At 43.7% G+C, this 26,746-nt stretch carries 26 protein-coding genes, 3 tRNA genes and 1 riboswitch; of the genes, 20 read left to right on the plus strand and 9 right to left on the minus strand.

Features of this window, described 5'->3' with window-relative positions:
- From VF500_RS23950 to thiD, 9 genes are all read left to right on the plus strand, one after another.
- On the plus strand, window positions 1-354 hold a 354-nt coding region (locus VF500_RS23950; RefSeq protein WP_330862089.1), incomplete at its 5' end, for a type IX secretion system membrane protein PorP/SprF.
- A 302-nt stretch (window positions 355-656) separates the two neighbouring features.
- Window positions 657-750: riboswitch (TPP riboswitch) on the plus strand.
- A gap of 66 nt (window positions 751-816) precedes the next feature.
- A complete protein-coding gene (gene thiS / locus VF500_RS23955; RefSeq protein WP_330862090.1) occupies window positions 817-1,020 on the plus strand; it encodes a sulfur carrier protein ThiS in 204 nt (67 codons plus the stop codon).
- A gap of 14 nt (window positions 1,021-1,034) precedes the next feature.
- A complete protein-coding gene (gene thiC, locus VF500_RS23960; RefSeq protein ID WP_330862091.1) occupies window positions 1,035-2,918 on the plus strand; it encodes a phosphomethylpyrimidine synthase ThiC in 1,884 nt (627 codons plus the stop codon).
- A gap of 3 nt (window positions 2,919-2,921) precedes the next feature.
- Window positions 2,922-3,536 (plus strand): thiamine phosphate synthase, encoded by a 615-nt coding sequence (locus VF500_RS23965; RefSeq protein ID WP_330862092.1) that lies wholly within the window; start codon window positions 2,922-2,924, stop codon window positions 3,534-3,536.
- Window positions 3,533-4,186 carry a thiamine phosphate synthase gene (locus VF500_RS23970; RefSeq protein ID WP_330862093.1) on the plus strand — a complete coding sequence of 218 codons (654 nt, stop codon included), beginning with the start codon at window positions 3,533-3,535 and terminating at the stop codon, window positions 4,184-4,186. The genes VF500_RS23965 and VF500_RS23970 overlap by 4 nt, the downstream gene beginning before the upstream one ends.
- Before the next feature lie 11 nt (window positions 4,187-4,197).
- On the plus strand, window positions 4,198-4,965 hold the full coding sequence (locus VF500_RS23975; protein WP_330862094.1) for a thiazole synthase: 768 nt from the start codon (window positions 4,198-4,200) through the stop codon (window positions 4,963-4,965).
- A complete protein-coding gene (thiH, locus tag VF500_RS23980) occupies window positions 4,958-6,073 on the plus strand; it encodes a 2-iminoacetate synthase ThiH (protein WP_330862095.1) in 1,116 nt (371 codons plus the stop codon). Before VF500_RS23975 ends, thiH begins: the two co-directional genes overlap by 8 nt.
- Before the next feature lie 10 nt (window positions 6,074-6,083).
- Complete coding sequence (locus VF500_RS23985) at window positions 6,084-7,154, plus strand: HesA/MoeB/ThiF family protein (protein WP_330862096.1); 1,071 nt, start codon at window positions 6,084-6,086, stop codon at window positions 7,152-7,154.
- Window positions 7,141-7,971, plus strand: a complete 831-nt coding sequence (gene thiD / locus VF500_RS23990) for a bifunctional hydroxymethylpyrimidine kinase/phosphomethylpyrimidine kinase (RefSeq protein WP_330862097.1) — start codon at window positions 7,141-7,143, stop codon at window positions 7,969-7,971. Before VF500_RS23985 ends, thiD begins: the two co-directional genes overlap by 14 nt.
- A 147-nt stretch (window positions 7,972-8,118) precedes the next feature.
- On the opposite strand, the gene VF500_RS23995 is transcribed toward thiD, so the two are convergent.
- The 7 genes from VF500_RS23995 to VF500_RS24025 form a co-directional block, all read right to left on the minus strand.
- Entirely contained in the window at window positions 8,119-8,733 is a 615-nt protein-coding gene (locus VF500_RS23995; protein WP_330862098.1) for a YdeI/OmpD-associated family protein, read from the minus strand.
- Window positions 8,734-8,853: 120 nt separating this feature from the next.
- Window positions 8,854-9,753, minus strand: a complete 900-nt coding sequence (locus VF500_RS24000; protein ID WP_330862099.1) for a helix-turn-helix domain-containing protein — start codon at window positions 9,751-9,753, stop codon at window positions 8,854-8,856.
- Between the two features lie 365 nt (window positions 9,754-10,118).
- Window positions 10,119-11,291, minus strand: coding sequence for a hypothetical protein (locus tag VF500_RS24005; RefSeq protein ID WP_330862100.1), 1,173 nt, complete (start codon window positions 11,289-11,291; stop codon window positions 10,119-10,121).
- 349 nt (window positions 11,292-11,640) lie between these two features.
- Window positions 11,641-11,727 (minus strand) — tRNA-Ser (locus VF500_RS24010).
- Between the two features lie 55 nt (window positions 11,728-11,782).
- Window positions 11,783-11,872: transfer RNA gene (locus VF500_RS24015), tRNA-Ser, on the minus strand.
- Window positions 11,873-11,960: 88 nt separating this feature from the next.
- Window positions 11,961-12,047 (minus strand) — tRNA-Ser (locus VF500_RS24020).
- An 84-nt stretch (window positions 12,048-12,131) separates the two neighbouring features.
- Complete coding sequence (locus VF500_RS24025; RefSeq protein WP_330862101.1) at window positions 12,132-14,201, minus strand: HDIG domain-containing metalloprotein; 2,070 nt, start codon at window positions 14,199-14,201, stop codon at window positions 12,132-12,134.
- A gap of 114 nt (window positions 14,202-14,315) precedes the next feature.
- Between VF500_RS24025 and VF500_RS24030 the strand changes: the two genes are divergently transcribed.
- The 10 genes from VF500_RS24030 to VF500_RS24075 all read left to right on the plus strand — a co-directional run bounded on the left by VF500_RS24030 (window position 14,316) and on the right by VF500_RS24075 (window position 24,571).
- Window positions 14,316-15,173, plus strand: coding sequence for an SPFH domain-containing protein (locus tag VF500_RS24030; RefSeq protein ID WP_330862102.1), 858 nt, complete (start codon window positions 14,316-14,318; stop codon window positions 15,171-15,173).
- A gap of 4 nt (window positions 15,174-15,177) precedes the next feature.
- Window positions 15,178-15,705, plus strand: coding sequence for a hypothetical protein (locus VF500_RS24035; RefSeq protein ID WP_330862103.1), 528 nt, complete (start codon window positions 15,178-15,180; stop codon window positions 15,703-15,705).
- Window position 15,706: 1 nt separating this feature from the next.
- On the plus strand, window positions 15,707-15,877 hold the full coding sequence (locus VF500_RS24040; RefSeq protein WP_330862104.1) for an Arc family DNA binding domain-containing protein: 171 nt from the start codon (window positions 15,707-15,709) through the stop codon (window positions 15,875-15,877).
- A gap of 228 nt (window positions 15,878-16,105) precedes the next feature.
- A complete protein-coding gene (locus VF500_RS24045; RefSeq protein WP_330862105.1) occupies window positions 16,106-17,284 on the plus strand; it encodes an acetyl-CoA C-acyltransferase in 1,179 nt (392 codons plus the stop codon).
- A gap of 440 nt (window positions 17,285-17,724) precedes the next feature.
- A complete protein-coding gene (locus VF500_RS24050; protein WP_330862106.1) occupies window positions 17,725-18,651 on the plus strand; it encodes a hypothetical protein in 927 nt (308 codons plus the stop codon).
- Between the two features lie 119 nt (window positions 18,652-18,770).
- Window positions 18,771-20,255: a POT family MFS transporter gene (locus VF500_RS24055; protein WP_330862107.1), complete on the plus strand. Its 1,485-nt coding sequence runs from the start codon at window positions 18,771-18,773 to the stop codon at window positions 20,253-20,255.
- A 115-nt stretch (window positions 20,256-20,370) separates the two neighbouring features.
- Window positions 20,371-21,102 carry a polyprenol monophosphomannose synthase gene (locus VF500_RS24060; RefSeq protein ID WP_330862108.1) on the plus strand — a complete coding sequence of 244 codons (732 nt, stop codon included), beginning with the start codon at window positions 20,371-20,373 and terminating at the stop codon, window positions 21,100-21,102.
- Between the two features lie 122 nt (window positions 21,103-21,224).
- The gene (gene ruvB / locus VF500_RS24065) at window positions 21,225-22,247 is read left to right on the plus strand and encodes a Holliday junction branch migration DNA helicase RuvB (protein ID WP_321558233.1); all 1,023 of its coding nucleotides are present in this window, start codon (window positions 21,225-21,227) and stop codon (window positions 22,245-22,247) included.
- Between the two features lie 34 nt (window positions 22,248-22,281).
- Window positions 22,282-23,484, plus strand: coding sequence for a Gfo/Idh/MocA family oxidoreductase (locus VF500_RS24070; protein ID WP_330862109.1), 1,203 nt, complete (start codon window positions 22,282-22,284; stop codon window positions 23,482-23,484).
- Window positions 23,485-23,680: 196 nt separating this feature from the next.
- Window positions 23,681-24,571 (plus strand): polysaccharide deacetylase family protein, encoded by an 891-nt coding sequence (locus VF500_RS24075; protein WP_330862110.1) that lies wholly within the window; start codon window positions 23,681-23,683, stop codon window positions 24,569-24,571.
- Window positions 24,572-24,716: 145 nt separating this feature from the next.
- Here VF500_RS24075 and VF500_RS24080 read toward each other — a convergent pair whose 3' ends face one another.
- A complete protein-coding gene (locus tag VF500_RS24080; RefSeq protein WP_330862111.1) occupies window positions 24,717-24,905 on the minus strand; it encodes a hypothetical protein in 189 nt (62 codons plus the stop codon).
- A gap of 10 nt (window positions 24,906-24,915) precedes the next feature.
- Complete coding sequence (locus VF500_RS24085) at window positions 24,916-25,284, minus strand: STAS/SEC14 domain-containing protein (protein WP_330862112.1); 369 nt, start codon at window positions 25,282-25,284, stop codon at window positions 24,916-24,918.
- A 180-nt stretch (window positions 25,285-25,464) separates the two neighbouring features.
- Between VF500_RS24085 and queG the strand changes: the two genes are divergently transcribed.
- Complete coding sequence (queG, locus tag VF500_RS24090; protein ID WP_330862113.1) at window positions 25,465-26,400, plus strand: tRNA epoxyqueuosine(34) reductase QueG; 936 nt, start codon at window positions 25,465-25,467, stop codon at window positions 26,398-26,400.
- Window positions 26,401-26,746: the final 346 nt, after the last annotated feature.

Raw genomic sequence — 26,746 nt, forward strand, 5'->3', positions numbered from 1 at the left:
GATAACAGCTATTTCAAAAGCCACTTTAATGTATCGGCAGCTTATCTGATCGATAACGGCTCTGATTTCAAAGTTAAACCGGCATTCCTGGCGTACTATACCAAAAACCAGCCATTCACCGCCGATTTCTCGACAACCCTGTATATGAAGAATGTTATTGGTTTGGGTGCCGAGTATCGCACCGGCAAACAGATGTCCGGGATCCTCAGCATCAATTCCAGGAATGTGCGTATTGGCTATAGTTACCAGTTTGGCACAACCGGCTATAACCTGGGCGGAATTAACAACGCTGTTCATGAAGTGATATTGACCTATCGTTTTGGCAAACACCTGGACAATATATCGCTGCTGTAATACAATTGCCGGTAGCTTGAATTAGATTTGGTTGATGAAACCCTACTCATCAGTTCCTGTCAAATATTTGACGGGAACTTTTGTTTATAACGAATATTTTTTTTCGATTTCTATCATCAGAGTATATTACAGAATTTGGGCGTTTTTTATTCCCGCGATTGATTGTAATCCCCTTAACCCAATTGGCCTAACTGATTCAAGTTGTTTATTTGCCTGATACATTTTAAGATCCGCCTTCAACCGGCCAAAAAGTGATATAATAAATTTGATTTGGTTTAATCAAATTTATTCCTTTAGCTTTACCGCAACTTTAGGGGTGTCCTTTGATGGACTGAGATAATACCCTTTGAACCTGATCCAGGTAATGCTGGCGAAGGGAAAAGTGATAGCATCGCTACGCGCGCTGTTTTTTCTTTCCTTGTACGGGACATTCCTATAGTTAGTTTTTTTAAACGCAACACCATGGAAGTCTCCGTTAATCAACAAAATTATATTGTTCCTGATGACTGTAATGTGCAAACGCTGCTCGGCGATGTGCTGCAACAGCACCTGCAGGGCCTCGCTGTAGCTATCGATAAAATCATCATTCCCAAATCTCAATGGGAAACGCAGGTACTTAAATCAGGCGACAATATCATCATCATCAAAGCCACCCAGGGAGGGTAAAAAATCAAGCCATTATGAAAACAGAAAAAATTCCAACAGGACAGGTCATTACTACTACGCCTTTTCCTGGCTCGCGCAAAATTTACGTAGAAGGTCAATTGCATCCAATTAGCGTAGCGATGCGTGAAATTACCCTTAGCGACACCAGGCTGCATGGCCGTTTCGGTGAAACCGAGCCTAACGCCCCCGTGACCGTTTACGATACCAGCGGGCCGTACACTGATTCGACCATTGAGATCGATGTAAAAAAAGGCTTGCCCCGTCTCCGTGAAAGCTGGATCCAGGAACGCGGTGATGTAGAAAAACTGGATACCATATCATCCGATTACGGTCGCCAACGCCTTGCCGATGCCGGTCTGGATCATCTGCGCTTTGTTCATCAAAGCACACCGTATAAAGCAAAAGTGGGTATGAATGTATCGCAATTGCACTATGCTAAAAAAGGCATCATCACACCTGAAATGGAATACATCGCTATACGCGAAAACCAGCGTATCGATTCATTAAAGGAACAACTCAACGGTCAATATGCCCTTCTCGGCCAGCAACATGCGGGAAACAGTTTCGGTGCCAATACGCCGAAAGGGTTTATCACCCCGGAATTTGTTCGGCAGGAAGTAGCTGCCGGCAGGGCGGTTATCCCCTCCAACATCAACCACCCGGAGAGCGAACCGATGATCATTGGCCGCAATTTCCTCGTTAAGATCAATGCCAACATCGGGAACTCGGCAGTCACATCCAGTATTGAAGAAGAAGTTGAAAAAGCTGTATGGGCTTGCCGCTGGGGTGCTGATACCATTATGGATCTATCAACAGGTAAAAACATTCATGAAACGCGTGAATGGATCATTCGAAATTCGCCGGTGCCGATTGGTACGGTACCTATTTACCAGGCGCTGGAAAAGGTGAATGGCAAAGCTGAGGATTTGACCTGGGAACTGTTCAGGGATACGCTGATTGAGCAGGCAGAACAGGGCGTTGATTATTTCACCATCCATGCAGGCGTGCTGTTACGTTATGTTCCGTTAACTGCTAAACGGGTAACAGGTATCGTATCGCGCGGCGGTTCAATCATGGCTAAATGGTGTCTGGCTCATCATAAAGAAAACTTCCTGTATACCCACTTCGAGGAGATCTGCGAGATCATGAAAGCCTATGACGTTGCTTTCTCGCTGGGCGATGGCCTTCGTCCGGGCAGTATCGCCGATGCCAACGATGAAGCGCAGTTTTCCGAACTGGAAACGTTGGGCGAGCTCACCAAAATAGCATGGAAACATGATGTACAAACTATTATAGAAGGCCCCGGCCATATTCCCATGCATATGATCAAAGAGAATATGGATAAGCAATTAAAGCACTGCGCCGAAGCGCCGTTTTATACACTGGGACCACTTACTACCGATATAGCGCCGGGCTATGACCATATCACCTCGGCTATTGGCGCGGCCATGATAGGCTGGTTTGGCACGGCGATGCTTTGCTACGTAACCCCCAAAGAGCACCTGGGCCTGCCCAATAAAAAGGATGTTAAAGATGGTGTTATCACCTACAAAATTGCCGCTCATACCGCCGATCTGGCCAAGGGCCATCCGGGTGCGCAATACCGCGACAATGCATTAAGTAAAGCCCGGTTCGAATTTAGATGGGAAGACCAGTTTAACCTGGCGCTTGACCCGGATACGGCCAGAGAGTTTCATGATGAGACCTTACCTGCCGACGGCGCCAAGGTAGCTCACTTCTGTTCGATGTGCGGGCCCAACTTCTGCTCAATGAAAATTACGCAGGATGTACGTGATTATGCCAAAGACAAGGGCTTTGATGTACAAGGTGCATTGGTAAAGGGTATGGAAGAGAAATCGAAAGAATTTTCGGAAAAAGGAAGCGAATTATACCTGTAAAACATGGAACTGATTGTGATTTCGAGCGAACGGGCAATTGAGGGAGAAGCCGGCATTATAAACGATCTGTTCAGATCAGGCATGTGTCGTTTCCATCTGCGGAAACCCGGCAGCAGCATTGAGCAGGTTAGCAAATTGATCGACCATATCGATCCGGCTTTTTACCAACGAATTGCTTTGCATCAATATCACGAACTGGCAGCCACGTATAACATCACCAGGTTGCATTTTACAGAGCAGGCCCGACTGCAAACCTTTGCGGAAACACTGCAATCACAAAAAGAAAAAGGGATCAAGCTGAGTACTTCAACGCATGATGCGCAGCTGATCCCTTCTCTCTCCGTTTTTGAATACACATTTTTAAGTCCCGTGTTTGATAGTCTTTCCAAACCCGGATACACGAGCACCATAAAACCTGGTTTCAGGCTTGAAAATAAAGGCGGAAGCCCCAGGGTTATCGCTTTAGGTGGTATTGAAGCAGATCGACTGGAAATCATTAAAAAAATGGGATTTGACGGTGCAGCCGTATTAGGAGCGATCTGGAATCAACCGCAAATGGCCTTGCAAACATTTCACCGGCTGCAAGCCGGCATAACAAATTTAAATATCATCATATGATCAGTAAACTTCATTATATATCACAGCCGGCCGCCGATGGCTCGCATATTACAGCCATCCGAAATGCACTGGATGCCGGCTGCAAGTGGATACAACTAAGGGTAAAGGATGCACAGGAAGCGGAGGTGCTGACCTATGCCACAGAAGCCGTTGCACTTTGCAGGCCTTATGGCGCTAAACTCATCGTCAACGACTTTCCGGAAATTGCACTTAAAGCAGGTGCCGATGGCGTACATTTAGGATTAGAGGACATGCCTGTAAGTAAAGCCAGGGAAATTGTTGGCAATAACTTTATCATTGGCGGTACAGCCAATACAATAAGCCATGTATTGGCCCGGGTAGCCGAAGGTGTAGACTATATTGGCCTGGGGCCTTTCCGTTTCACAACCACCAAAAAGAAACTTAGCCCCGTTCTGGGTTTGGATGGCTATACAGCCATCATTAATGAAATTCAAACCTTGGGTTTTAAAACGCCTGTTATCGCTATAGGCGGTATCGAAACTGATGATATCCCGCACATCATGGGAACGGGCATTTATGGGGTTGCTATTTCAGGCGCGATCACTCATGCTGCTGACAGTTTCCTTGTGGTTAACAACATTCATGCATATCTCGATGGAGCTCAAATAACCTCAACTGCTAACCTTTAACCCTTTAAATTATGCTGAAGATTGCAGACACTATATTTAACTCCAGGTTATTTACAGGAACCGGGAAGTTCAGTTCATCTGCCCTCATGGAAGAAGCCTTAATAGCTTCGGGCTCCGAACTGGTAACCGTGGCCTTAAAACGGGTTGACGTCAATAATGATGACACGGATGACATTCTTAGACATTTGAAATTGCCGCATATTAACCTCTTGCCCAATACATCCGGGGTCCGCAATGCCCGCGAAGCTGTATTTGCCGCGCAACTGGCCCGCGAAGCGCTGGAGACCAACTGGATCAAACTGGAGATCCACCCTGATCCCAAATACCTGATGCCCGACCCTATTGAAACCCTGAAAGCAACAGAAGAATTGGCGAAATTGGGGTTTATCGTGTTGCCTTATATCCATGCAGATCCGGTGTTGTGCAAACGGTTGGAAAATGCGGGTACATCCGCTGTAATGCCGCTGGGTTCCCCTATCGGCAGTAATAAGGGGTTAAAAACCATCGATTTTCTGGAAATTATTATCGATCAGAGCAACGTGCCCGTGATAGTTGATGCCGGTATCGGTGCACCTTCAGACGCGGCCAAAGCCATGGAAATTGGGGCCGATGCGGTTTTGGTAAATACAGCCATAGCCGTATCCGGTAATCCGATACAAATGGCCATAGCTTTTAAACTTGCTGTAGAAGCCGGCCGGATGGCATACGAAGCCAAATTAGCAATGACAGTATCTCATGCGGTTGCCAGTAGCCCCTTAACTTCTTTCCTGGATGAATAGTTTTAACGACATTTTCCAGGCATACAACTGGGACGATACTAAACAAAGTATTTATGCCAAAACCAGCGATGATGTTTTGAAAGCGTTATCTGCAGGCAGGCGTACGCTGGAAGATTTCAAAGCGCTGGTATCCCCGGCTGCTGCTCCTTACCTGGAACAGATGGCGCAGATCAGCCAGCAGCTAACATTGAAACGCTTTGGTAAAACCATACAAATGTATGTGCCGCTTTACCTGTCGAACGAATGCAATAACATTTGTACCTACTGTGGTTTCAGCTACGATAATAAACTGCGGCGCAAAACACTTTCACCCATAGAGATCATGCAGGAAGTAGCCGTGATCAAGGACATGGGATATGACCATGTGTTACTGGTTACCGGCGAGGCCAACCAGACAGTACATGTAGATTACTTTAAAAAAGTGCTGGAACTCATCCGGCCCCACTTTGCACATGTATCCATGGAAGTACAGCCACTCGATCTGGATGATTATCTGGCCTTAACTCCTTATGGCTTAAATACAGTGCTCGTTTACCAGGAAACTTACCATCAGGATGATTACAAAAAACATCACCCCAAGGGAAAAAAATCCAATTTTCAATATAGACTGGAAACGCCTGACCGTTTAGGGCAGGCAGGTATTCACAAAATGGGTTTAGGCGTGCTCATTGGATTGGAAGACTGGCGTACCGACTGTTTCTTTACGGCCCTGCATCTCAATTACCTTGAAAAACAATATTGGCAGAGCAAGTACAGCCTATCCTTTCCGAGGCTGCGCCCATTCAGCGGCGGGCTGGAGCCTAAAGTGGAGATGAGCGACCGTGAATTGGTGCAGCTCATCTGTGCGTACCGGATATTTAATGAAGAGGTTGAGTTATCCATCTCTACCCGCGAGTCGCCTAATTTCAGGAATAATATCATCAAATTGGGTATAACTGCCATGAGCGCCGGCTCAAAGACCAATCCGGGCGGCTATGCGGTTGAACCGGAATCGTTGGAACAATTTGAAATATCAGATGACCGGAGCCCGGCAGAAATTGCGCGAACCATCCGGGCACAGGGCTATGAACCGGTTTGGAAGGATTGGGACCATTGTTTAACCCGTTAATTTAACAGCGATGCTTGAAAAGGAAGAATTAAAGCGCTACAACCGACAAATCATTCTCCCGGAATTAGGAATGGACGGACAGCAGAAGCTGAAACAAGCCCGCGTACTGATTGTTGGTGCGGGAGGCCTGGGATGCCCCATTTTACAGTACCTGGTTGCAGCCGGCATCGGTGTGATTGGTATAGTAGATGATGATTTGGTGGATATCAGTAACCTACACCGGCAAATATTGTACAATATAAATGACATTGGCTTTAACAAAGCTGATGTGGCAAAAGAAAAGCTACAACTGCTAAACCCGCACGTTCGGATAATCTCTCACCCGGAGCGTTTAACCGAAAACAATAGCTTTTTCATTTTCAGCGGGTATGACCTGGTGATCGATGGCTCAGATAATTTCCCTACCCGGTACCTGGTAAATGATACCTGTGTGGCCTTAAACAAACCGCTGGTATTTGGTTCTATTTTTAAGTTTGAAGGACAGGTTTCGGTCTTCAATTATCAAAGCGGTCCGAATTACCGCGACCTTTTCCCCGAAGCCCCGGCTGCCGGCGAAGCGCCAAATTGCGCGGATATCGGCGTAATTGGCGTGTTGCCCGGGATAGTGGGAACCTTTATGGCTAACGAAGCTATAAAAATCATATGCGGAATCGGTGATGTGTTATCGGGCAAGCTACTGACCATTAACGCGCTCGATGTTTCCGTTAGCTTGTTCAAATTCGGCAATGTCACAAATCCACCTCGTGCTAAAATAATCCCGCTCCATGTTAAGCCTTCCATCCAGGAGATTGATTTTACAGAATTAGAGCGATGGATTTCCTCAATCCCGGAACAAATAATATTGGTAGATGTACGTGAATTTTATGAGTTTGAGGATTTCAACATAGGCGGTATCAATATCCCCCTGTACGAACTTAGCGATAGGGCAGCGGAAATACCGGAAGACAAGAAAGTTATCTTTTGCTGTTCAACCGGCGTAAGAAGCAAACAGGCTATGGTGCTTTTCGGGCAACTGACAAACCGAGACAGTGTACACCTTAAAGATGGTTTTAAAAACTACGGAAACCATGCAAAACTATAAATACATTTCAGTACTCACCATTGCAGGTTCTGATAGCAGCGGCGGAGCCGGCATTCAGGCAGACCTGAAAACATTTTCGGCACTTGGCTGCTACGGCACCTCGGCAATCACTGCCGTCACCGCACAAAATACTTTAGGCGTAACTGTTATACACCCTGTTCCTCCCGAAGTAATCACTGCTCAAATTGTTGCGGTTATGGCCGATATTAAACCAAAAGCTATCAAAATTGGACTATTGCCTAACGCCGAAGCCGTTTTGGCAGTTGCAACTGCATTAAAACGATATGAAGATGTTCCGGTTATTGTTGACCCGGTGATGATCGCATCAACAGGCGGTTCACTGACCACAACCGGCACCCTGGCTGCGTTAAGAGATACATTATTTCCCATTGCGGAGTTGATCACACCCAATATTCCTGAAACAACCGCATTTACTGGCAGCCATATCACGGATGCCCAGTCCATGCAGAAAGCCATGCCCTTTTTATTGAAATATAACAGCTTTGCTGTTTTAATCAAGGGCGGGCATTTACCCGGAAGGGAGATTTGTCACTACTATGCAGATAAAAACGGTAACGAGAAAGAAATACGTTCATCGTTCATTGAAACAAGCAATACCCACGGAACCGGGTGCACACTATCAGCTGCAATTGCCGCATATATAGCCAGGGGCGAAAAATTATATGATGCCATATTATTGGCTGAGAAATTTGTAGGCAGGGCCTTGGCTGAAGGAAAAAATGTCAAAACAGGGCAAGGTTCCGGGCCGTTGAACCATTTTTTTAAACCCCGGAAATTGGCCAGAATAGAAAGCTGAGATACACTTCCATCTTTAGTTATTGATAGATAAAGCCATTCCCCTGACTTTATCTATCTTATTTGGCATTGACTGTTTTGGTATTGTATTTTCTGATTCTTGTTTTATCGCCCAATGGTTTTAAGATAACATGATATTTTAGGATCTCTATTTTTGATGCTTCCAAAACCTGCCTTTTCCTTCGGCTATCCATTCTAAAGCTTCATTTATTCTTTTTTGTCGTGTTTCGTCGGTTTTAGCATCAGTAATCCAGAGGATATATTCCTTGCGGAAAGAGTTGGATTTGCTTTCAAAAACTGCCTTTACACCAGGGTTAGCAACTAATGCTGCCAGAAGATAATCAGGCGTTTCCAGTACCTTGGGTTTATCAGCTTCTGGCTTCTCTCTTTTTATTTTGATGCCTTTTTCATTTAACTGCCGGGCTTCTTTAAGCATGGCTATAAATTCATCGTCAGGCGGCAGGTCTCCTATTTTATTGATCTTCCCTAAAAATCTTTGGATCGGCTTCAAGTCTTTGTTTGCCTTCAGGCGTGGGTCTGTCATCAGTTCCGCTTTCAGAAATGTGAAGGAGCAATGATTTTTATAGGATGCAGCTACACACATATGATCGCCTTTATAATCAAAATGAGGAAGGCTCCATTTTATCGTCTCTTCGGCATCCGGGCAATTTTCACGAACAAGCCGGCGCCAGTGCTCAAGAATGGGTTTTGCAAAGTCCTCCGAGTTAGCTATATAAGCATCCACAGCAGGGTTGTAGTTCATAAAGTTTAATTTTTAGATATTTACGATTGTGAGGGCTAACTCATTTAATTCAATGGAGCAAAGAAACTTAGCCAGACACAAAAGATTTGGTCGAAAACTTGGATAAACAGGTCAATTTAATTACTTGTGCCTTTTGCGGAACTCCGAAGGCGAGAGGCCAGCCTGTTTTTTAAAAAATTTGCCAAAATTGGCAGGGTCTGAAAAATTAAGCTGATAAGCAATTTCGGCTATCTCAAAATCGGTGTATTGGATAAGGGATCTTGCTTCGGAGGCTAAACGCCCGGTAATAAACGTGAGGGCATTTTTCCCCGACACCTGTTTAACAGATTGCGAGAGATAATTTGCGGTAACCGAGAGCATATCCGCGTATTCCTGCACTGTACGCTTATCAATGTAATGGTTATTTATTAACTGGATAAACTTACGCAGCAGTATGTGTTGGGTTGTGGCCAGGCGAATGTCCTTTTTCTTTTCCAGTGTAAAGTCTTCCAGATAGTAGAGCAAGCCGAGCAACTTTATCCTCGCTTCTATATGTTGTACTTTGGCCGACCTTTCATAAGCTGTAAATACAGCTTCAAAATGTGGCGCCAATTCATTAAACGCGGTGTGATCAAACTTAAACAAGTTGGTATGTAATACATCAAACAGTGGAAACTGCTGGTGAAAGTCTGGTCTGAAAAAGGAGAAGCATTCCGGCTTAAAATAAATGACATAGCCCTCCAGGGCATTATTATGGGCGAAGCTATACACAAGGTCAGGCGAATGGCAGACGAGATAGGAATCGGGATCATGAATGGTCTGATCGCCATAGTTAACTTCAACCTTACCGGAATTGAATAGTAGTGCGAAGAAATAAAATGAACGTTTAAAAGGGGGCCGGTATACCTGCAGGTCCTGGTCGAGCTGCTTTAACCGTAAACAGTAAAAGTTTGGATCAGTAGTTCGGCCCGGCCATGGAATAGAAGCAAGAAAATCGTTAATTTCTGTGTAATAAGGAAGCGTAGTTTTTGTTTTCTCCATAAAATACACCCCATAAGGGTTGATCCTAAAATAGGAAAAGAAAATCTCTTCGCCTACTGATCACAAAAGAATCACCATCCGGAACGCTAATATTACCATATGATTTTCACCCCTTTTCGCGCTATTAACAACATATCTTTGAAATAGATAAGGAAATTCAGAACGTGGCGATATCTTCTTTCTGCTTATGAAATAAGAAGAGGCCGTATCATAATTGAAATGATACAGCCTTTTTGCGGGGTTAAAGAGCGTAGGATTGAACACCTTTCTGCGATTTTGGCAATAATCAAAGAGATATTTTTCAATGACAAGAAATTGTAAATCATTTTCCGTCCATTCCCCTCATAACAATGATTAGGTGTTAATCACCTTTTTATATCTATTGCATTACGCATTTCCTCCATTTCTTTTTCAGAATAACCGAGGAGAACTACACACATTATTCCGGTTTTAATCGAGGTTCCATTTTCAACAACATATAACAGTTTGTTTGCAATAATTACTGCAATTTTTGGATGTAGAGGATTTCCCGTACCTTTTGCAAGGTCTTTTGTTCCGGTATCGTCAAATGTCATACACAGGTTTGTATATGCTCCCTGCTGGAGTTGTACTTTCTCAAATTTTACTTTGCTTATATTTTTGACAGAAGCAAATGGCAATGGAGAAATGGTATAAATATCATCTGATTTCTCTTCGCGCATGCTTATTCCCTTACCTTTTTCTGCAAGAAAATAAAAGCCGGTTGGCATATATGTGGTATCTACCGGTTTTTCGTGCGTGGCTTTAATCAATGCAAGTAATTTTGGCGGGGAGCCAGTAGTTGTGTCTGACGGTTTGCCGGCAATTTCAGTTTGATTTTCTGCATTTGATTTTATCTCCACATAATTTGCCCGATTATATTGGCCAACACATGTTAATAACACAAGCATAAAAACAACCGACAAAAAAGTTGACCACTTTGTTTTGCTATTAACCTTGAAGATACTGCTGATTTCTTGCTTCCAAAGGAAAATCAGGATGGGGATATCTAAGAAAATAGTTAACAGAGAATAGGTTAAGAGGCCAATTCCATGCTCTACGGGCCAATATTCGTTAAAATAAAATAATAGCGAAGGTTCAATTGTGAAAAGTTTTACGCCAAACAATGTTATCCACCCCCAACGTTTTCGTTTATAAAACATATAATACACAAAAGGCAAACACAATAAATCTATATACGACAGCACGTTTACCATTCTATACGGATAGTCATGACCATTAAGAAGACGGTTAAATACTATAGTGTCGGTGTATAACAAATGTAAATACTCAAATACTGCTATGGCAAGTATTACATTCAACCATTTTTCATGGTTATTGCTATTAACTTTAAAGATGTTTGCTAATAGCCCTTTCTTTGGGGCTGTAAGTTCATCTTCCGTAAGATGTCTTTCCGCATTATCTAAATCTGCCTGTGTTATCACCCTGGTTTTTAATATTTCTGTAACGTTCATGACGACACCATCTTGATATGATTCCGGGCGCAGTGTTATCTTCAACAGGTCGACTGTGGAGTGGTCTTTATATTGATCGTGAAAGTTAATATTCATATCCCCGAAGATACTGTTCGTTGAAATTATATTGCCGATGTGGCTGAAATAAATATGTAAAGGCACCGCGTTTGAAAAGCCCCCCGAAAAAGAATAAGACTCGATTTTCGCTCTTCCGGTTTTAAATTGGAAAGAGATTTGTCAGGCATTTATAGTGCCCAATTAAGGGGGGCTAAAATTCAGAAAGCCTTACTTTCGTGCAGATTTCAGTGAGCATTATGAGATTTAGAACACCAAATGATATGCTGTACTTATTTTAAACAGCAAAATCCGATTATCACCGGGTTTTGTTGTCTTGCGGAGAGGGAGGGATTCAAACCCCCGGTACCTGTTACAGTACACCTGATTTCGAATCAGGCACATTCGATCACTCTGACACCTCTCCGTATAAACTGAAATAAAACAAAAAATCCTGCTGGTGCAGGATATGTTTGTTTTATTGGCGGAGAGGGAGGGATTCGAACCCTCGGTACCGTTTCCAGTACGTCAGTTTAGCAAACTGATCCTTTCGGCCTCTCAGGCACCTCTCCATTTTTGTTTTTATAGTATTCTTAAAATCAGAACATCATAAAAACTGCAATCCAAAAAATAAAAAAAGCCCTTAGTTTGGGCTTTTTGCGGAGAGGGAGGGATTCGAACCCTCGGTACCGTTTCCAGTACGTCAGTTTAGCAAACTGATCCTTTCGGCCTCTCAGGCACCTCTCCGTTTTACTTTTAATTTATTGTCCCTTTTTTCAGGGACTGCAAATATAGTAATTCAAGCATCCCGTCAAAAAAAAAAATGATTTTCTAATAATCAATCCGCACGTGATAAATACTCATCAGCATCCGCTTAAAAATCGCCTTGATAGTTTCAATATCTTTTAAAGTTATATTACTGTCTTTCAACTGGTTTTGATCAAGCTTGTATTTCACAATGCGATCAACCAGTACACTGATCGATTCTTCATCGGGTTCCTTTAATGAGCGTGAAGCGGCCTCAACCGAGTCGGCAAGCATCAAAACTGCTCCTTCTTTGGTGAAAGGAATAGGTCCGGGGTAGCGAAAAATGTTCTCATTGATAAATTTTTCAGGAAAATTTTTCAATGACGACTGGTAAAAATAATCCACGCGGGTATTACCATGATGGGTACGGATAAAGTCGATCACCACTTCAGGCAAATTAGCCTTACGTGCCATTTCAATCCCCCTGCTCACATGGCGGATGATGATTTGGGCGCTTTCCTCATAAGGCAGCTTATCATGCGGATTAAAACCTGAGCTTTGGTTCTCAATAAAAAACAGCGGGTTCTCCATTTTACCTATATCATGATACAGCGCCCCTGCCCTAACCAATAGCGCATTGCCTCCAACGGCATAAATAGCATTTTCGGCCAGGTTAGCTACCTGTAGCGAGTGCTGAAAGGTACCGGGTGCATTAAAGGCCAGTTCACGCAGCAAAGGCGCGTTGGTATTGGTAAGCTCGATGAGCGTTATTTCGGATGTGATGGCGAATACCTTTTCAAACAGGTAAATGAGCGGATAAGCCAGCAGGGTAAGCAACACGCTAACCACAAAAGGCAAAAAGTCCATCCAGTCGATATTCAGGAAATCACCCTCGCGGATAAAGGTGATTCCCAAAAATGCCACGAAATAGGTAAAGATGATGATCACCGCCGAGATCAGGAATTGCTCGCGCCGTACCAGGTTTTTGATACTGTAAATAGATACCATGCCGGCCGTGATCTCGTAATAGGCAAACTCAAAGCTGTTGGGCACAAAAAAGCCGGCTATCAGCACTACCAGCAAATGGATGTTAAGCGCCAAACGGGTATCAAACAAGATACGGATGATGATAGGCACTATACAATAAGGGATATAGTACAAATTGGTAGGGAACTGCAATTTTATTGCCAGCGACAGGGTAGCCAGCATGGTGGTAATTACCAGCAATATCAAACTCACCAGCCTATTATCGGCATAAATATCTTTACGGAAAAGATACAAGAAGATCATGAGCAATGATATGGCTATAGCTACCAGAAAAAACTGCCCCAGCAGTACCAGGTTCCGGTTGCCGTTAACACGGGCGTTATCCTCAAAAGCTTTTTTAAACGATTCCAGCTTTTGAAACACATCATCATTAACTACCGAACCTTTGTAAACTATCACCTCCCCTTTTTGCACCATCCCACGTGTCACCGAAAGGCCGTCAATAACTTCCTTCTCCAGCCTTGAAGTTAGGTTATTATCATAAGCAAGGTTATTTTGCAGGCGGTTGCTGATCAGATCAAGAAGAAATGCCTTGTCCAGATCGGTATGTTTACTCAACACCTTATCAGAATATGCCTGCGCTTTTTCTTTGGTGAACAGTTCGTTGGTATTTTTATCGGTGGCAACGTTCTTATCCAGGATCCTGACAGGATAATTCTCTGAGCTCTGCTGATATTTAGCATTGGGCTTAAAAACGCCTATTTGATAAATTTCTGTAAGCAAATCGGTACCGGCAGTAATATATTTTGGTTTAAGCTTATCGTTAATACCGGCATTATGCCATTTGATTTCCAGGTCGGCTTTAAAACCATCTATTTGCTGGTTTTGCATGGCAGCGTCCAACTGGTAAATCGGCGTTATGCTTTCCAGTGCCGATTTCTGGTCGGCCATGATCTCCTGTGGTGTTTTTAAGATAGCGAAATTATAGGGCGATACCAAGTCCTTCTGGTTCCAGATCCTGCCTTTTTCATGCTCGTAGCTAAATTTTGCCTGCTTTGGTAAAAAGTAAACAATAAGCACGATACTGATCAGCATCATCAAAAACTTAACATTACGGGCGTATTTGCGCAGTAAAGCCTTTTGGCGCGAAGTGGATAGTTTTGCCATTTAAATGATTAACCTGCCAAAAATAATATAAGTTTCTGTTATATGCAGTTTTTCTTGTTTTTGTAAAAATAAATTTGATATCTTTATGATATCATTTTAAAATCAATCTAAATCATGAATCCTGAAAAAACTATCAACCCGCCATCCGGCTTTGCCGTACTTGGTGCATTCCTGGCATTATTGGTAATAGCTGCTCTTTGCTTCTGGGCAGGCGAAGAACCTATCGGCGCTATATTAGCCATCCTTGGTTTCGTTTTTCTGCTCCCGGGACTTATTGTCGTTAATCCTAACGAATCAAAAGTTCTTACACTTTTCGGTAAGTACCTGGGTAGCGTAAAAAAGGACGGCTTTTACTGGGTGAACCCTTTCACCTCAAAAAGAAAAGTCTCGTTAAGGGCTTTTAACCTAAACGGCCAGCAGCTGAAAGTAAATGACAGCATTGGTAACCCTATTGAAATTGCTGCCGTTATTGTATGGCAGATCAAGGATACGGCCGCCGCTGTGTTCGCGGTTGAAAATTATATCCAGTATGTAAACATCCAAAGCGAGGCGGCTGTAAGGCATTTGGCCAATTCTTTTCCTTATGATAACCTGGAGGATGAAACTGCTACCATCACCCTGCGCGGAGGCGCCGAGCAGGTGAGCATGTTGCTGGAGAAAGAACTGAACGAAAGGCTTGACCGTGCCGGCATTGAAGTTTTGGAAGCCCGCATTTCGCATTTGGCCTATGCCCCCGAAATTGCACATTCCATGCTTCAGGTACAGCAGGCATCGGCCATTATTGCTGCCCGTAGACTTATTGTTGAAGGTGCAGTTGGCATGGTTGAAATGGCGCTGAACAAGCTATCAGAGAAAAATATAGTTGAGCTCGATGAAGAGCGTAAAGCAGCCATGGTAAGTAACCTGCTGGTTGTGCTTTGCGGCGATAAAGCAGTTAACCCTGTTGTTAATACCGGTACTTTATACCATTAATACCATGGATCAATTCAGAAGTTTTGACCAACTCCGCGTAACAGAATTATCTGTGCTGAGGCACGGCTTTTGGCGACCGTGGTATGAGCTTACCGACGGCCAGTTCAGCTACGGCAAGCTTACTTATATTGGTGCTTTAAAACGTAACTGCACGCTCGAAACTGCCAATGGCAACTGGGTAGTAAAACGTAAAAGCTGGCTGGGCCGAAAATTTATAATTGAACAGCCCGACGGTATGGAGATAGGCCTGATAACCCCGCAGGTTTGGTGCCGCAAGGTAAACTTGGCAATGAATGACGGCCTTACGACTACTTTTTATAATAAAAAGATCCTATCGCACAATTACACTTGGGTAAGCGAACAATTAGGCGATATACTGAATGTACAAACCAAATTCTGGAGTTGGAAACAGCCTTTTATTGTAAAAATTGATCCGGACATGGTAAAAAAAGTACCAGAACTGCCTTTACTGGCGTTACTGGGCATAAATTTAGTTTTGTTAAAACAGGCCGAAGCAGCGGCCGCAAGTTGATATGGCCGAAAAGAAAGCATTTGTATTGCGCATTAACCCCGACATGCTGAAGGAGATTGAGAGCTGGGCTGCCGAAGAATTCCGGAGCACCAACGGCCAGATCGAATACCTCATGCAACAGGCCCTGCTTGCGCGTAAAAAGGGCGTGAAGAAGAAAAAGGAAGATCAGTAGGCAGTTTACAGTTGCCCGTTTGCAGTTACTATCGTGACATGAGCGGCAGCGACAACCAAATCCAATTCTATATAATCTAAGAACTGCCCACCGTAAACTAAAAACTGCCCACAGATCTAAGAACTGCCCACTGCAAACTAAAAACTGCAAACTAATTTTATTATGCATGCATAGTATTTTCTTTCATTCAAATCACTAAATTTGCCCACCAATTTTAATGAGGGACACATGAAAGAAGTAGTAATAGTAGCCGCCACACGTACACCTATAGGTAGTTTTGGAGGCAGCTTAGCCGCTATCAGCGCCACGCAACTGGGCGCTGCAGTGATCAAATCGGCGGTGGAAAAGGCGGGTTTACGGCCCGACCAGGTTCAGGAAGTTTATATGGGCAATGTAATGTCGGCCAATGTTGGGCAGGCACCGGCTACCCAGGCGGCTATATTTGCAGGGCTTCCCTATCTGCCTGCTACAACCGTTAATAAAGTTTGTGCATCGGGCATGAAAGCGATTATGCTGGCTGCTCAAAGTATTGCATTAGGCCAAAACGATATTATTGTTGCCGGCGGAATGGAAAGCATGAGCAATGTACCTTACTATTTGGATAAAGCCCGCAACGGCTACCGTTTAGGCAACGGTCAAATCATCGACGGCCTGGTTAAAGACGGGCTATGGGATGTTTACAACGATTATCACATGGGCTCGGCAGCCGAACTTTGCGCTACCGACTGTAATATCAGTCGTGAAGAACAGGATGCCTACGCCATATTATCATATCAACGCGCCCAAAAAGCGCAAGGAGACCGTAAATTTAAAGATGAGATAACTCCCGTTGGCCTTAAAGACAAAAAGGGAGATATCACCATGTTTGCCGAAGATGAGGAACCGCAGACAGTAAAGTTTGAAAAGATCCCCTCGCTGAAACCGGTATTTAAAAAGGATGGCACCGTTACAGCCGCCAATGCTTCAACACTAAATGATGGTGCTGCAGCTGTTGTACTCATGAGCCGAGAAAAGGCTGATGAGTTGGGCATAAAGCCGCTAGCCAAAGTTGTATCTTATGCTGATGCCCAGCAGGCTCCCGAATGGTTCACCACGGCACCATCAAAAGCTATACCGCTTGCACTGTACAGGGCCGGCCTGCAAAACTCCGATATCGACTTCTTTGAGATCAATGAAGCATTCTCAGTAGTATCAATAGCCAACAACCAGCTTTTGAACCTCGACCCCGAAAAAGTGAACGTTAATGGGGGCGCTGTTTCGTTAGGCCACCCACTTGGCGCTTCGGGTGCACGAATCATTGTTACCCTTTTACACGTATTAAAGCAAAATAACGGTAAATACGGTGCCGCGGGTATCTGCAATGGCGGCGGCGGCGCCAGTGCAATGGTTATTGAAAATTTACGTTAATACTTTTAAAACAACGTCATTGCAAGTAACCATCAGGGAGAGCTCTTAAAGAGATCTTGATGACGTGTAAAATATACTTTAGTGATGTTGCGCGTGGGGCGCGTTAGGGATTGCAGTGAAAAGCCCACAGCGTGTGTAGGGGTTGCGGGCAGGAAAAGCGAGGACTTGCAACGAAAAGCCCGGCCCGTTAGCTAACGGGAACGCCCATATTATAAAATAGATCACAAATATAGTTAATAATCAATAATTTACAATTACGCTATTAATAAAGAACCAAGACAACCGACTAACGGGAACTCATCAATACCTATAAAATCAAATTATAATTATTAATAATCTCATTCTATACAGAGAAACTTGCAAAGCCACCCCACAAATCGAGGATTGCTTCGTTCCTCTCAATGATAAAAGAAATAAGCTCAACTAATTAATTAAAAATCGTGACAAAAAAAGTTGCCCTAACTCTCCTTTCCATATTGCTTTGCCTGCAAACCTTTGCCCAATACTATGACGAAGGTACACGGATCAAGAAACTTGGCGAATACCAGGACAGTCTTAATCACCTCGGCAAAAAAATTGTAAATGATGAGAACGATATGGAGCGTAAAAATGCCAATTACCAGTTCATTAAAACACTGGTGCAGGCGTTAAAGATCAATAACTCCTTCCTTTTCCCGTTTGATTCGGTTAAGAGCATCAGTATTATCAACTCGCCCGATAACCGCTTCCGTATCCTGAGCTGGCATGTAATGAACCTTGATGGCAGTTACCGTTTTTACGGCACTGTACAAATAAATACCGGTGGTCCGCTTAAAATGTTTCCGCTTGAGGATTACTCACCATTATTGAAAAACCCGGAAGATTCGGTAACCGATAGCCATAAATGGTATGGTGCCCAGTATTACAAAATAGTACCGGTTTATGGCCCCAAGCCTTACTATTTATTGCTGGGATGGAAAGGCAACACGGTAAAATCGACAAAAAAAGTGATCGATGTAATTTCGTTTAACAACGGCGTTCCGCAATTTGGCATGCCGGTATTTAATGGCAACAGCAAAACCCGCGACAGGGTGATATTTGAATACTCCCGCCAGGTATCCATGCTGTTAAGGTATATTCCTGAGCAAAACCTCATTGTGTTTGACCATCTTTCGGCCCCCGATGGCAGAAGCAAAGACAAACCCGAAACCTTTGGCCCCGACCTGAGTTACGACGGCTATAAATTAAAAGAAGGCCGCTGGACCTATATAGAAAACCTGGACATGCGTAACATCGCCAGTGGCACAAACTCAGCCATTGACAATGAATATGTTGACCCGAAAAAACAGGCCGCTAAAGACCGCAGCCTTATACCCGTTAAACATTAAGAATAAAACCACGGAACGAAGTAGAAAACCCAAACATTTATTATATAACTTGTAACACTTTCGGTATTAAATTTCGAATTAATAGAAATATAGTACTTTAGCAAAAACTATTGATGATAATGCAAGAAATATCTGCAACCACCACAAAAAAATCAAGATTCCCCAGGAGTGTCCCTTATATTATCGGGAACGAGGCTGCCGAACGTTTTAGCTTTTATGGCATGCGTTCAATACTTACCCTTTTTTTGGTAAAACAATTCTTTAACCCTACAGGTAGCGCCGCGTTGGCTCAACAGGCTGATGCCCATGCCAATAAACTGAATCATTTATTTGTTATGGTGGCCTACGCTTTGCCATTTGTGGGCGGAATGGTGGCCGACTGGTTTACCGGTAAATACAAGCTTATCCTTTATATTTCCATAGTATATTGCTTCGGGCACCTGTTGCTGGCAATGTTTGATACAAGCCTTAGTGGTTTTGAGATAGGTATGCTTGTAGTCGCCATCGGTGCTGGTGGTATCAAATCATGTGTTTCGGCCAACGTGGGCGACCAGTTTGATGCCAGCAATCAGGATTTGCTCTCGAAAGTTTACGGCTGGTTTTACTTTAGCATCAATGCCGGCTCTATGCTGTCAACGGTAGCTATCCCTATTGTTTATAAATATTACGGCCCTAAATGGGCTTTTGGTATTCCCGGAATATTAATGGCTTTGGCAACTGTGATATTCTTTATGGGCCGCAAAAAGTATGTGAAAGTGCCTCCGCAAGGCGTAAACAGAAATAACCTGGTGTTTATTACCTGGTATGCACTTACCCACCTAAGTAAAAAGAAACCCGGCCAATCATTACTTGATATTGCTAAAGAAAATTATGATCCGGAACGCGTTGAAGGCGTTAAAGCTGTATACCGTGTAATTTCCGTATTCTTTTTTGCACTGGCGTTTTGGGCTGTTTGGGATCAGTGCCTTTCAGAATGGACGCTTTATGCTGCAAAAATGGATCGCAACATCAATCTTGGTTTTACTTCATTCCAGATAGAACCAGGTTCAATGTCTACATTTAATACCATTTTCCTCCTTTTATTCATACCACTTTTTAACTATGTGATTTATCCGGGTTTAGATAAGATCGGATTAAAAACAACACCTCTACGCAGGCTTGGTTTCGGTTTGATTTTAACGGCATTGTCGTTTGTAGTTATCGGTTTTACACATGTTAGTATTGATCATGGCGGCTCGCCATCAATGTGGTGGCAAGTGCTGGCCTTTTTAATATTATCAGCTGCAGAAGTGCTGGTATCAATTACCGGTTTAGAATATGCTTATACCCATTCTCCAAAATCAATGAAAAGTACCATGTCGGGAATTTGGTTCCTGGTTGTTTCCTTTGGCAATCTGATCACTGCCCTTGTTAATGGCCTTATTGAAGACGGCGGCTGGTGGGCTAAAAATCTTAAGGGTGCCAATTACGAATGGTTTTTTGTGGCTTTTATTTCCGTATTCATCATCGTATTCCTGATTGTTTCACCGCGACTTAAAGAAAGAAACTACATTACCGACCCCTACGTGGAAAACGAGGTCATTGCTGATACAAATAATCTGTAAAATATCACTTCGAAAAACAGGATCGCGCAAGCTTTCCTGTTTTTTTGTTTTGATGCTCTGTAAATTGATTATTTTCGCACCTTAAACATTCATTTCATTTTCAAAATACTGTTCAGTGCCCGATAGCGTCGTAATCATACCCACCTATAATGAGAAGGAAAATATCGAGCGGATGATCCGCAAAGTATTTTCTTTACCCCATGATTTTCACATACTTGTGATTGATGATGGATCACCCGATGGTACGCCTCAGATAGTAAAAAGCCTGCAGGCCGAATACGAGGGCAGCCTTTTTATAGAAGAGCGTGCAGGTAAACAGGGATTAGGTACCGCCTATATACATGGTTTTAAATGGTGTATAGCCCGCCATTACGATTATATTTTTGAGATGGATGCCGATTTTTCGCATAACCCGGATGATCTGTTAAAGCTGAGGCAAGCCTGTATTGATGGCGCCGATGCAGCCATAGGTTCACGCTACGTAACCGGTGTAAATGTGGTTAACTGGCCCATGAGCCGGGTGCTGATGAGCTATTTTGCTTCCGTTTATGTGCGTTTTATTACAGGTATGAGGGTACAGGATGCCACCGCCGGCTTTATGTGCTACAAACGCAGAGTACTTGAAACCGTGAGGTTGGATAAGATCAAGTTTGTTGGATATGCCTTCCAGATTGAGATGAAATACACCACCCTTAAACATGGCTTTAAGTTGGTGGAAGTCCCCATTATATTTACCGATCGCACAGCCGGCACCTCCAAAATGTCAACCCGCATTTTCCGCGAGGCATTTTTAGGCGTGATCCAAATGAAGATCAACAGCATCTTCAGGAAATACCCGGAGGGATAGATTTAGTGATTGGAGATTAGAGGTAAGAGATTAGGTTTTCAGCTATCTAACAGAAATTTTACCAACCTCTAATCTCCAACCTCTAATCTCTATTTCAAAAATAAATACTAATTTCGTTGGCAATGAATGAGCATCTTGACCCTGAACGCGAACGCCTCAGTCCTGCCGAACGTGATATTGAAAAAGTATTACGCCCGCAGCAGTTTGAGGACTTTACCGGTCAGCATAAAATATTAGCCAATTTAAGGATCTTTGTACAGGCCGCCCGCCAGCGTGGTGAAGCGCTTGACCATGTGCTGTTGCATGGCCCTCCGGGCTTGGGTAAAACTACCCTGTCGCATATTATCGCCAATGAAATGGGCGTTGGTATCAAAATCACCTCCGGCCCTGTTTTAGATAAACCCGGCGATTTGGCGGGTTTGCTTACCAACCTCGAAACCGGCGACATTCTTTTTATCGATGAGATCCACCGTTTAAGTCCGCTGGTTGAAGAGTATCTGTATTCGGCCATGGAGGATTTTAAGATAGATATTATGCTGGAGAGCGGCCCTAATGCCCGTTCGGTACAGATCTCGCTTAATCCATTCACACTGGTTGGAGCCACCACCCGCTCAGGCTTGCTTACTGCACCTTTAAGGGCCAGGTTTGGCATTAACTCACGGCTGGAATATTATGACGCCAAGCTGCTTACTACCATTGTATTGCGTTCTGCATCGATATTAAAAACGCCTATTACTGATGAGGGCGCTTATGAAATTGCCCGCCGTAGTCGTGGTACCCCGCGCATTGCTAATGCGTTGCTTCGCCGTACGCGCGATTTTGCCCAGATCAAAGGCAATGGCAAAATTGATACCGAGATCGCCCAATATGCGCTCAACGCTTTAAATGTGGATAGCCATGGTCTTGATGAAATGGATAACAAGATCCTGACTACTATAATTGATAAGTTTAAAGGTGGGCCAGTTGGATTAAAAACCGTTGCTACAGCGGTTGGTGAAGATGAGGGCACCATTGAAGAAGTTTACGAACCGTTTTTAATACAGGAAGGCTTTTTGATGCGTACCGCCCGCGGGCGTGAAGCTACCGAAGCTGCCTACAAACATTTAGGAAAGATAAAGCTGGGGGGAAATCCATCGTTATTTTGATATAAACCTACATACGTATCCATCACCACCAATTATGAAAGCCAAATTAAAACTACTGCTCACTACTACTGCGCTTATTTTTTGCGGTATAGCCATTGCATCGGCACAAACAACAACGCCGCCGCCGGCTACCCCGCCAGCTCCGGCAAATGCCGTTACCTTGCCTGCCGATTCAATTAACAAAGCAAAAAAAGATACTGTACCCGCTGTACATAAACCAGTACCTACGCTAAAAGTGGGCATCATGGGTTTAAACCATGATCACATCCACCTGATATTAAGCGAGTACCGTAAAGGCAACGTGAACATTGTAGGCATTGCCGAACCCAACAAAAAGCTTTGGGAAAAATTTGGCAAAGCCTATAACCTACCCGATTCCCTCTTTTTTGACGACCTGAAGAAAATGTGCACCACCCGCAAGCCGGCCATTGTATTAGGTTACAACGAGGTTGGTAAACATGTGGATATTGTAGAAACCTGCGCACCGCTGGGTATTTCGGTTATGGTTGAAAAACCTTTAGCTGCCACCCTTGAGCAGGCTAAGCGCATGGAGTTCCTTGCGCTTAAATATTACGTTAAAGTATTAACCAATTATGAAACTACCTGGTACCCATCGTTCCAGGATGCTTACAATACGGTTAAGCTGGATAGCGTAGGCATGATCCGTAAAATGGTGGTGCATGACGGGCACCAGGGCCCGCGCGAGATTGGCTGCAGCGAAGATTTCCTGAGCTGGCTTACCGACCCGGTATTGAACGGTGCCGGTGCCCTTAATGATTTTGGCTGCTATGGCGCCGACTTAATGACCTGGTTAATGAAAGGCCAGCGCCCGATAGCGGTAACAGCCATTGCAAGGCATTACAAACCCAATGTATACACTAAAGTTGAGGATGATGCTACCATCCTGGTTGAATACGCTAACGCCACCGGGCAGATAGAAGCTTCATGGAACTGGCCGTTCGGTATTAAGGATATGGAGATATTTGGCGCTAAGGGCTATATCCATGCATTTGACAAGGATAGCGTTGAAATAAAAGTTAACAATCGCGTAAGGGGCTATAAAGCAACACCGCTTGTTTCGCCCGCCGATGCTCCGGTAACTTATTTTACCGCTGCATTGCAAAACCCATTAAGAAACCCGGATGACCGTTCATCATTAAAATACAATATGATAGTAATGCAGATCCTCGATGCGGCTAAACGCTCCATAAAAGAAGGGAAACGAATAGTATTATAATTGAAAATTAGCACTTCAATTAAGTCCTGCAATATCTTTCTGTGAGGAAAATATATTGCAGGCTTTTTATTTTAAGCCATCTCAAGTGCTTCATGCCTTAAATTGATAATTAAATTTATTTACAATAAAAGATGGGCATGTTATATAATTATTAATTTAGCCGCCGTTTAAAATGATTGAAAAACCAACCTATAATATGATAAAACAAACGTTAGCCATGCTGGCCCTTTGTGCATTCGGCGCTGTTTCATGCCAGTCGAAGCCATCAGATAAAACAATCGCCGCTGCTCCGGCTGCTGCAACGCCGGCTACGGCCAATGCTGCCCCACAGGGTGATGCCGCTGCCATTCTGGCCCGCAAACAGGTACCAATTCTTTGCTATCACCAGATCCGTGACTGGAAACCAACAGATTCAAAAAACGCCAAAGATTATATAGTACAGATCGCCGCTTTTAAAGAACACATCAAAATGCTGGCCGACAGCGGTTACCATACTATACTGCCCGATCAGCTTTATGCTTACCTTACCAAAGGTGCACCGCTGCCTAAAAAGCCTATCATGCTTACGTTTGATGACACCGATCTTGATCAGTTCACCATCGCTAACCCTACCCTCAAAAAATATGGTTTTAAAGCGGTTTATTTCGTGATGACCGTATCATTGGGCCGTCCGCACTATATGACCAAAGAGCAGGTAAAACAACTATCTGATGAAGGTAATGTTGTTGCCAGCCACACCTGGGACCACCACCGTGTTGACCGTTACTCGCATACCTCTACCCTTAAGATCATTGGTAAGAATGGTAAAATAACCAACCGCCCGGTTGATGATTGGGTTACTCAAATTGAAAAACCAACCAAAACATTAGAAGAGATCACCGGTAAAAAAATGGATTACTTTGCTTACCCGTTTGGTATCTGGAACAAAGCCGCCTTGCCTGAGTTAAGGAAACGCGGTTTCAAAATGGCTTTTCAATTAGCTGACAAACGCGATCAAACTGATCCGCTGATGACCGTACGCCGTATTTTAGATAGCGGATATTGGAGCACCAAAACTTTAAGCAACAGTATCAGGAATAGCTTTTAGGCCTCGCCCCCCAGCCCCCTAAAGGGGGAGTTTAGGAAATACTTAAACAAGAAATGCCCGGCAACGCCGGGCATTTCTTGTTTATCGCCATATCATGATACAACATGTTGATCAAAAACTCCCCCTTTAGGGGCAGGGGGGCGAACTACAAGTTCTCCCCTGCCGGGCCCTGGCCTTTGTTTGATGACGGCATTTTGCTGATATCCTTTTCGTCGGGTTTTAAATGAACTATTTCGGCTATTATAGTATCGTCACCGGTATTTTCCCCCAACTCGTCGTTGTGCAGGTCTGAATAATCATTGTTCATCACTGCTGCTTTATCTATAGTTTCCATAATGGTACGTTTATTTAACCCCAGTTACCCATTTTACAGCTTCATCCAAGTTTTCCAACCTATAGCCGGCAAACTTGCCCGGTAAAATATATTTAAACAGGTGGCTAAACTCGCGTATGCCGTCCTGATCGGTTACAACGGCAACCTTGTTCCACCGGGTAAAATACTTAAGGCCCAGCCTGATGTTGCCGCACCAGGCACCTGCCGTAAAATTTTTAATATTTGTTTCCAGCACCAATAAAAAGTTTATCCGCCCGGTTTGTTTCACCTGCTGCTCAAGCAAAGGTCGTATGGCCTTCTCATAATCGCCAATGGTAACGTGGCCAACCGCATGTATCCCTAATACATGCGCAGGCAAATATCTTATATGCTCAAGCATGCCATAATTCCCTATTTTTTAATCAGATACAAAAACTGCACCAATAGTAGCTTTATAGCAAACTGGAGTAAATAATAATAACGGATAATGCCCATGTGCAAGTATATCATGCTTACTAAAACCCAATAGAGGGATATTGCCGTACATGCACCAATTTCAATTTATACTATCTTTGCATCAATGCAGCAAAACAAGGCCACATACAGTCAACTCATTAAAAGCGAAGCGCAAAAACTTGGCTTTTTGTTTTGCGGTATAGCCAAAGCAGATTTTTTAGAAGATGAAGCCCCTCGCCTTGAATCCTGGCTCAATAGAAACATGCATGGCGAAATGGCGTATATGGAAAACCATTTCGATAAGCGTCTTGATCCGCGGCTATTAGTTGACGGGGCTAAATCGGTTATTTCCTTAGGCATTAATTATTATACCGATCAGCGGCAAGACGATCCATCTGCCCCGAAAATATCCAAATACGCTTATGGTATTGATTATCATACGGTAATTAAAGATAAGCTGAAACAACTGCTACAAATTATCAATGAAGAGATAGGTGAAGTAGGCGGCCGGGCCTTTGTTGATTCGGCCCCGGTACTTGACAAAGCCTGGGCACGTAAAGCAGGCATGGGCTGGATAGGCAAAAACAGTAACCTCCTTAATAAAAAGGCCGGTTCATTCTTTTTCCTGGCCGAGCTGATCATCGACCTTGAGCTGGAATATGATATAGCCCCCACTATTGATCATTGTGGCACCTGCACCAATTGCATTGATGCCTGCCCTACTGATGCCATTGTTGGCCCTTACGTGGTTGACGGTAGCCGCTGCATTTCATACCTCACTATTGAACTCAAAAACGAGATTCCGCAGGAGTTTAAGGGCAAAATGGATAACTGGATGTTTGGTTGTGACGTTTGCCAGGATGTTTGTCCCTGGAACCGTTTTTCGGTGCTCAATACCGAACCTGCCTTTACCCCTCACCCCGAACTGTTGCATCTAAAAAAAGACGACTGGCAGGATATCACCCAGGATATTTTTCAAAAAGTATTTAAAAATTCGGCCGTTAAGCGCACGAAATTCAGCGGATTGCAACGGAATATCGATTTTTTAAAGGGAGTCTGAACCGTGCCTTTGAACTAAGCGATGTGAAGCTATTATAGCTCAGTAAAATAGTGTAATAACCGAAAACGTCATTGCGAGTAACCATCAGGGAAATCCTGAAAAAAAATGTGATGACGTGCTAAAAAATGCTATTGATAATCAATAACTTACAGCCACGTCATTATAAGGTACGAAGCAATCCCAAACTATACAGAGTGGCTCTGCTAATCGGGGATTGCTTCGTACCTTATAATGACGTGCATGTAAATCATTCATAATCAAGCTGCATTTTGGAGAGTAAGACCGAGTTTTTGAGCTTCTTTTTGCAGACGAGCAAGCTTTCTTGCCTTTTGTACTTCTGCATCCT

The sequence above is a fragment of the Mucilaginibacter sp. genome (assembly GCF_036383575.1).
In the GTDB taxonomy this organism is placed as follows: domain Bacteria; phylum Bacteroidota; class Bacteroidia; order Sphingobacteriales; family Sphingobacteriaceae; genus Mucilaginibacter.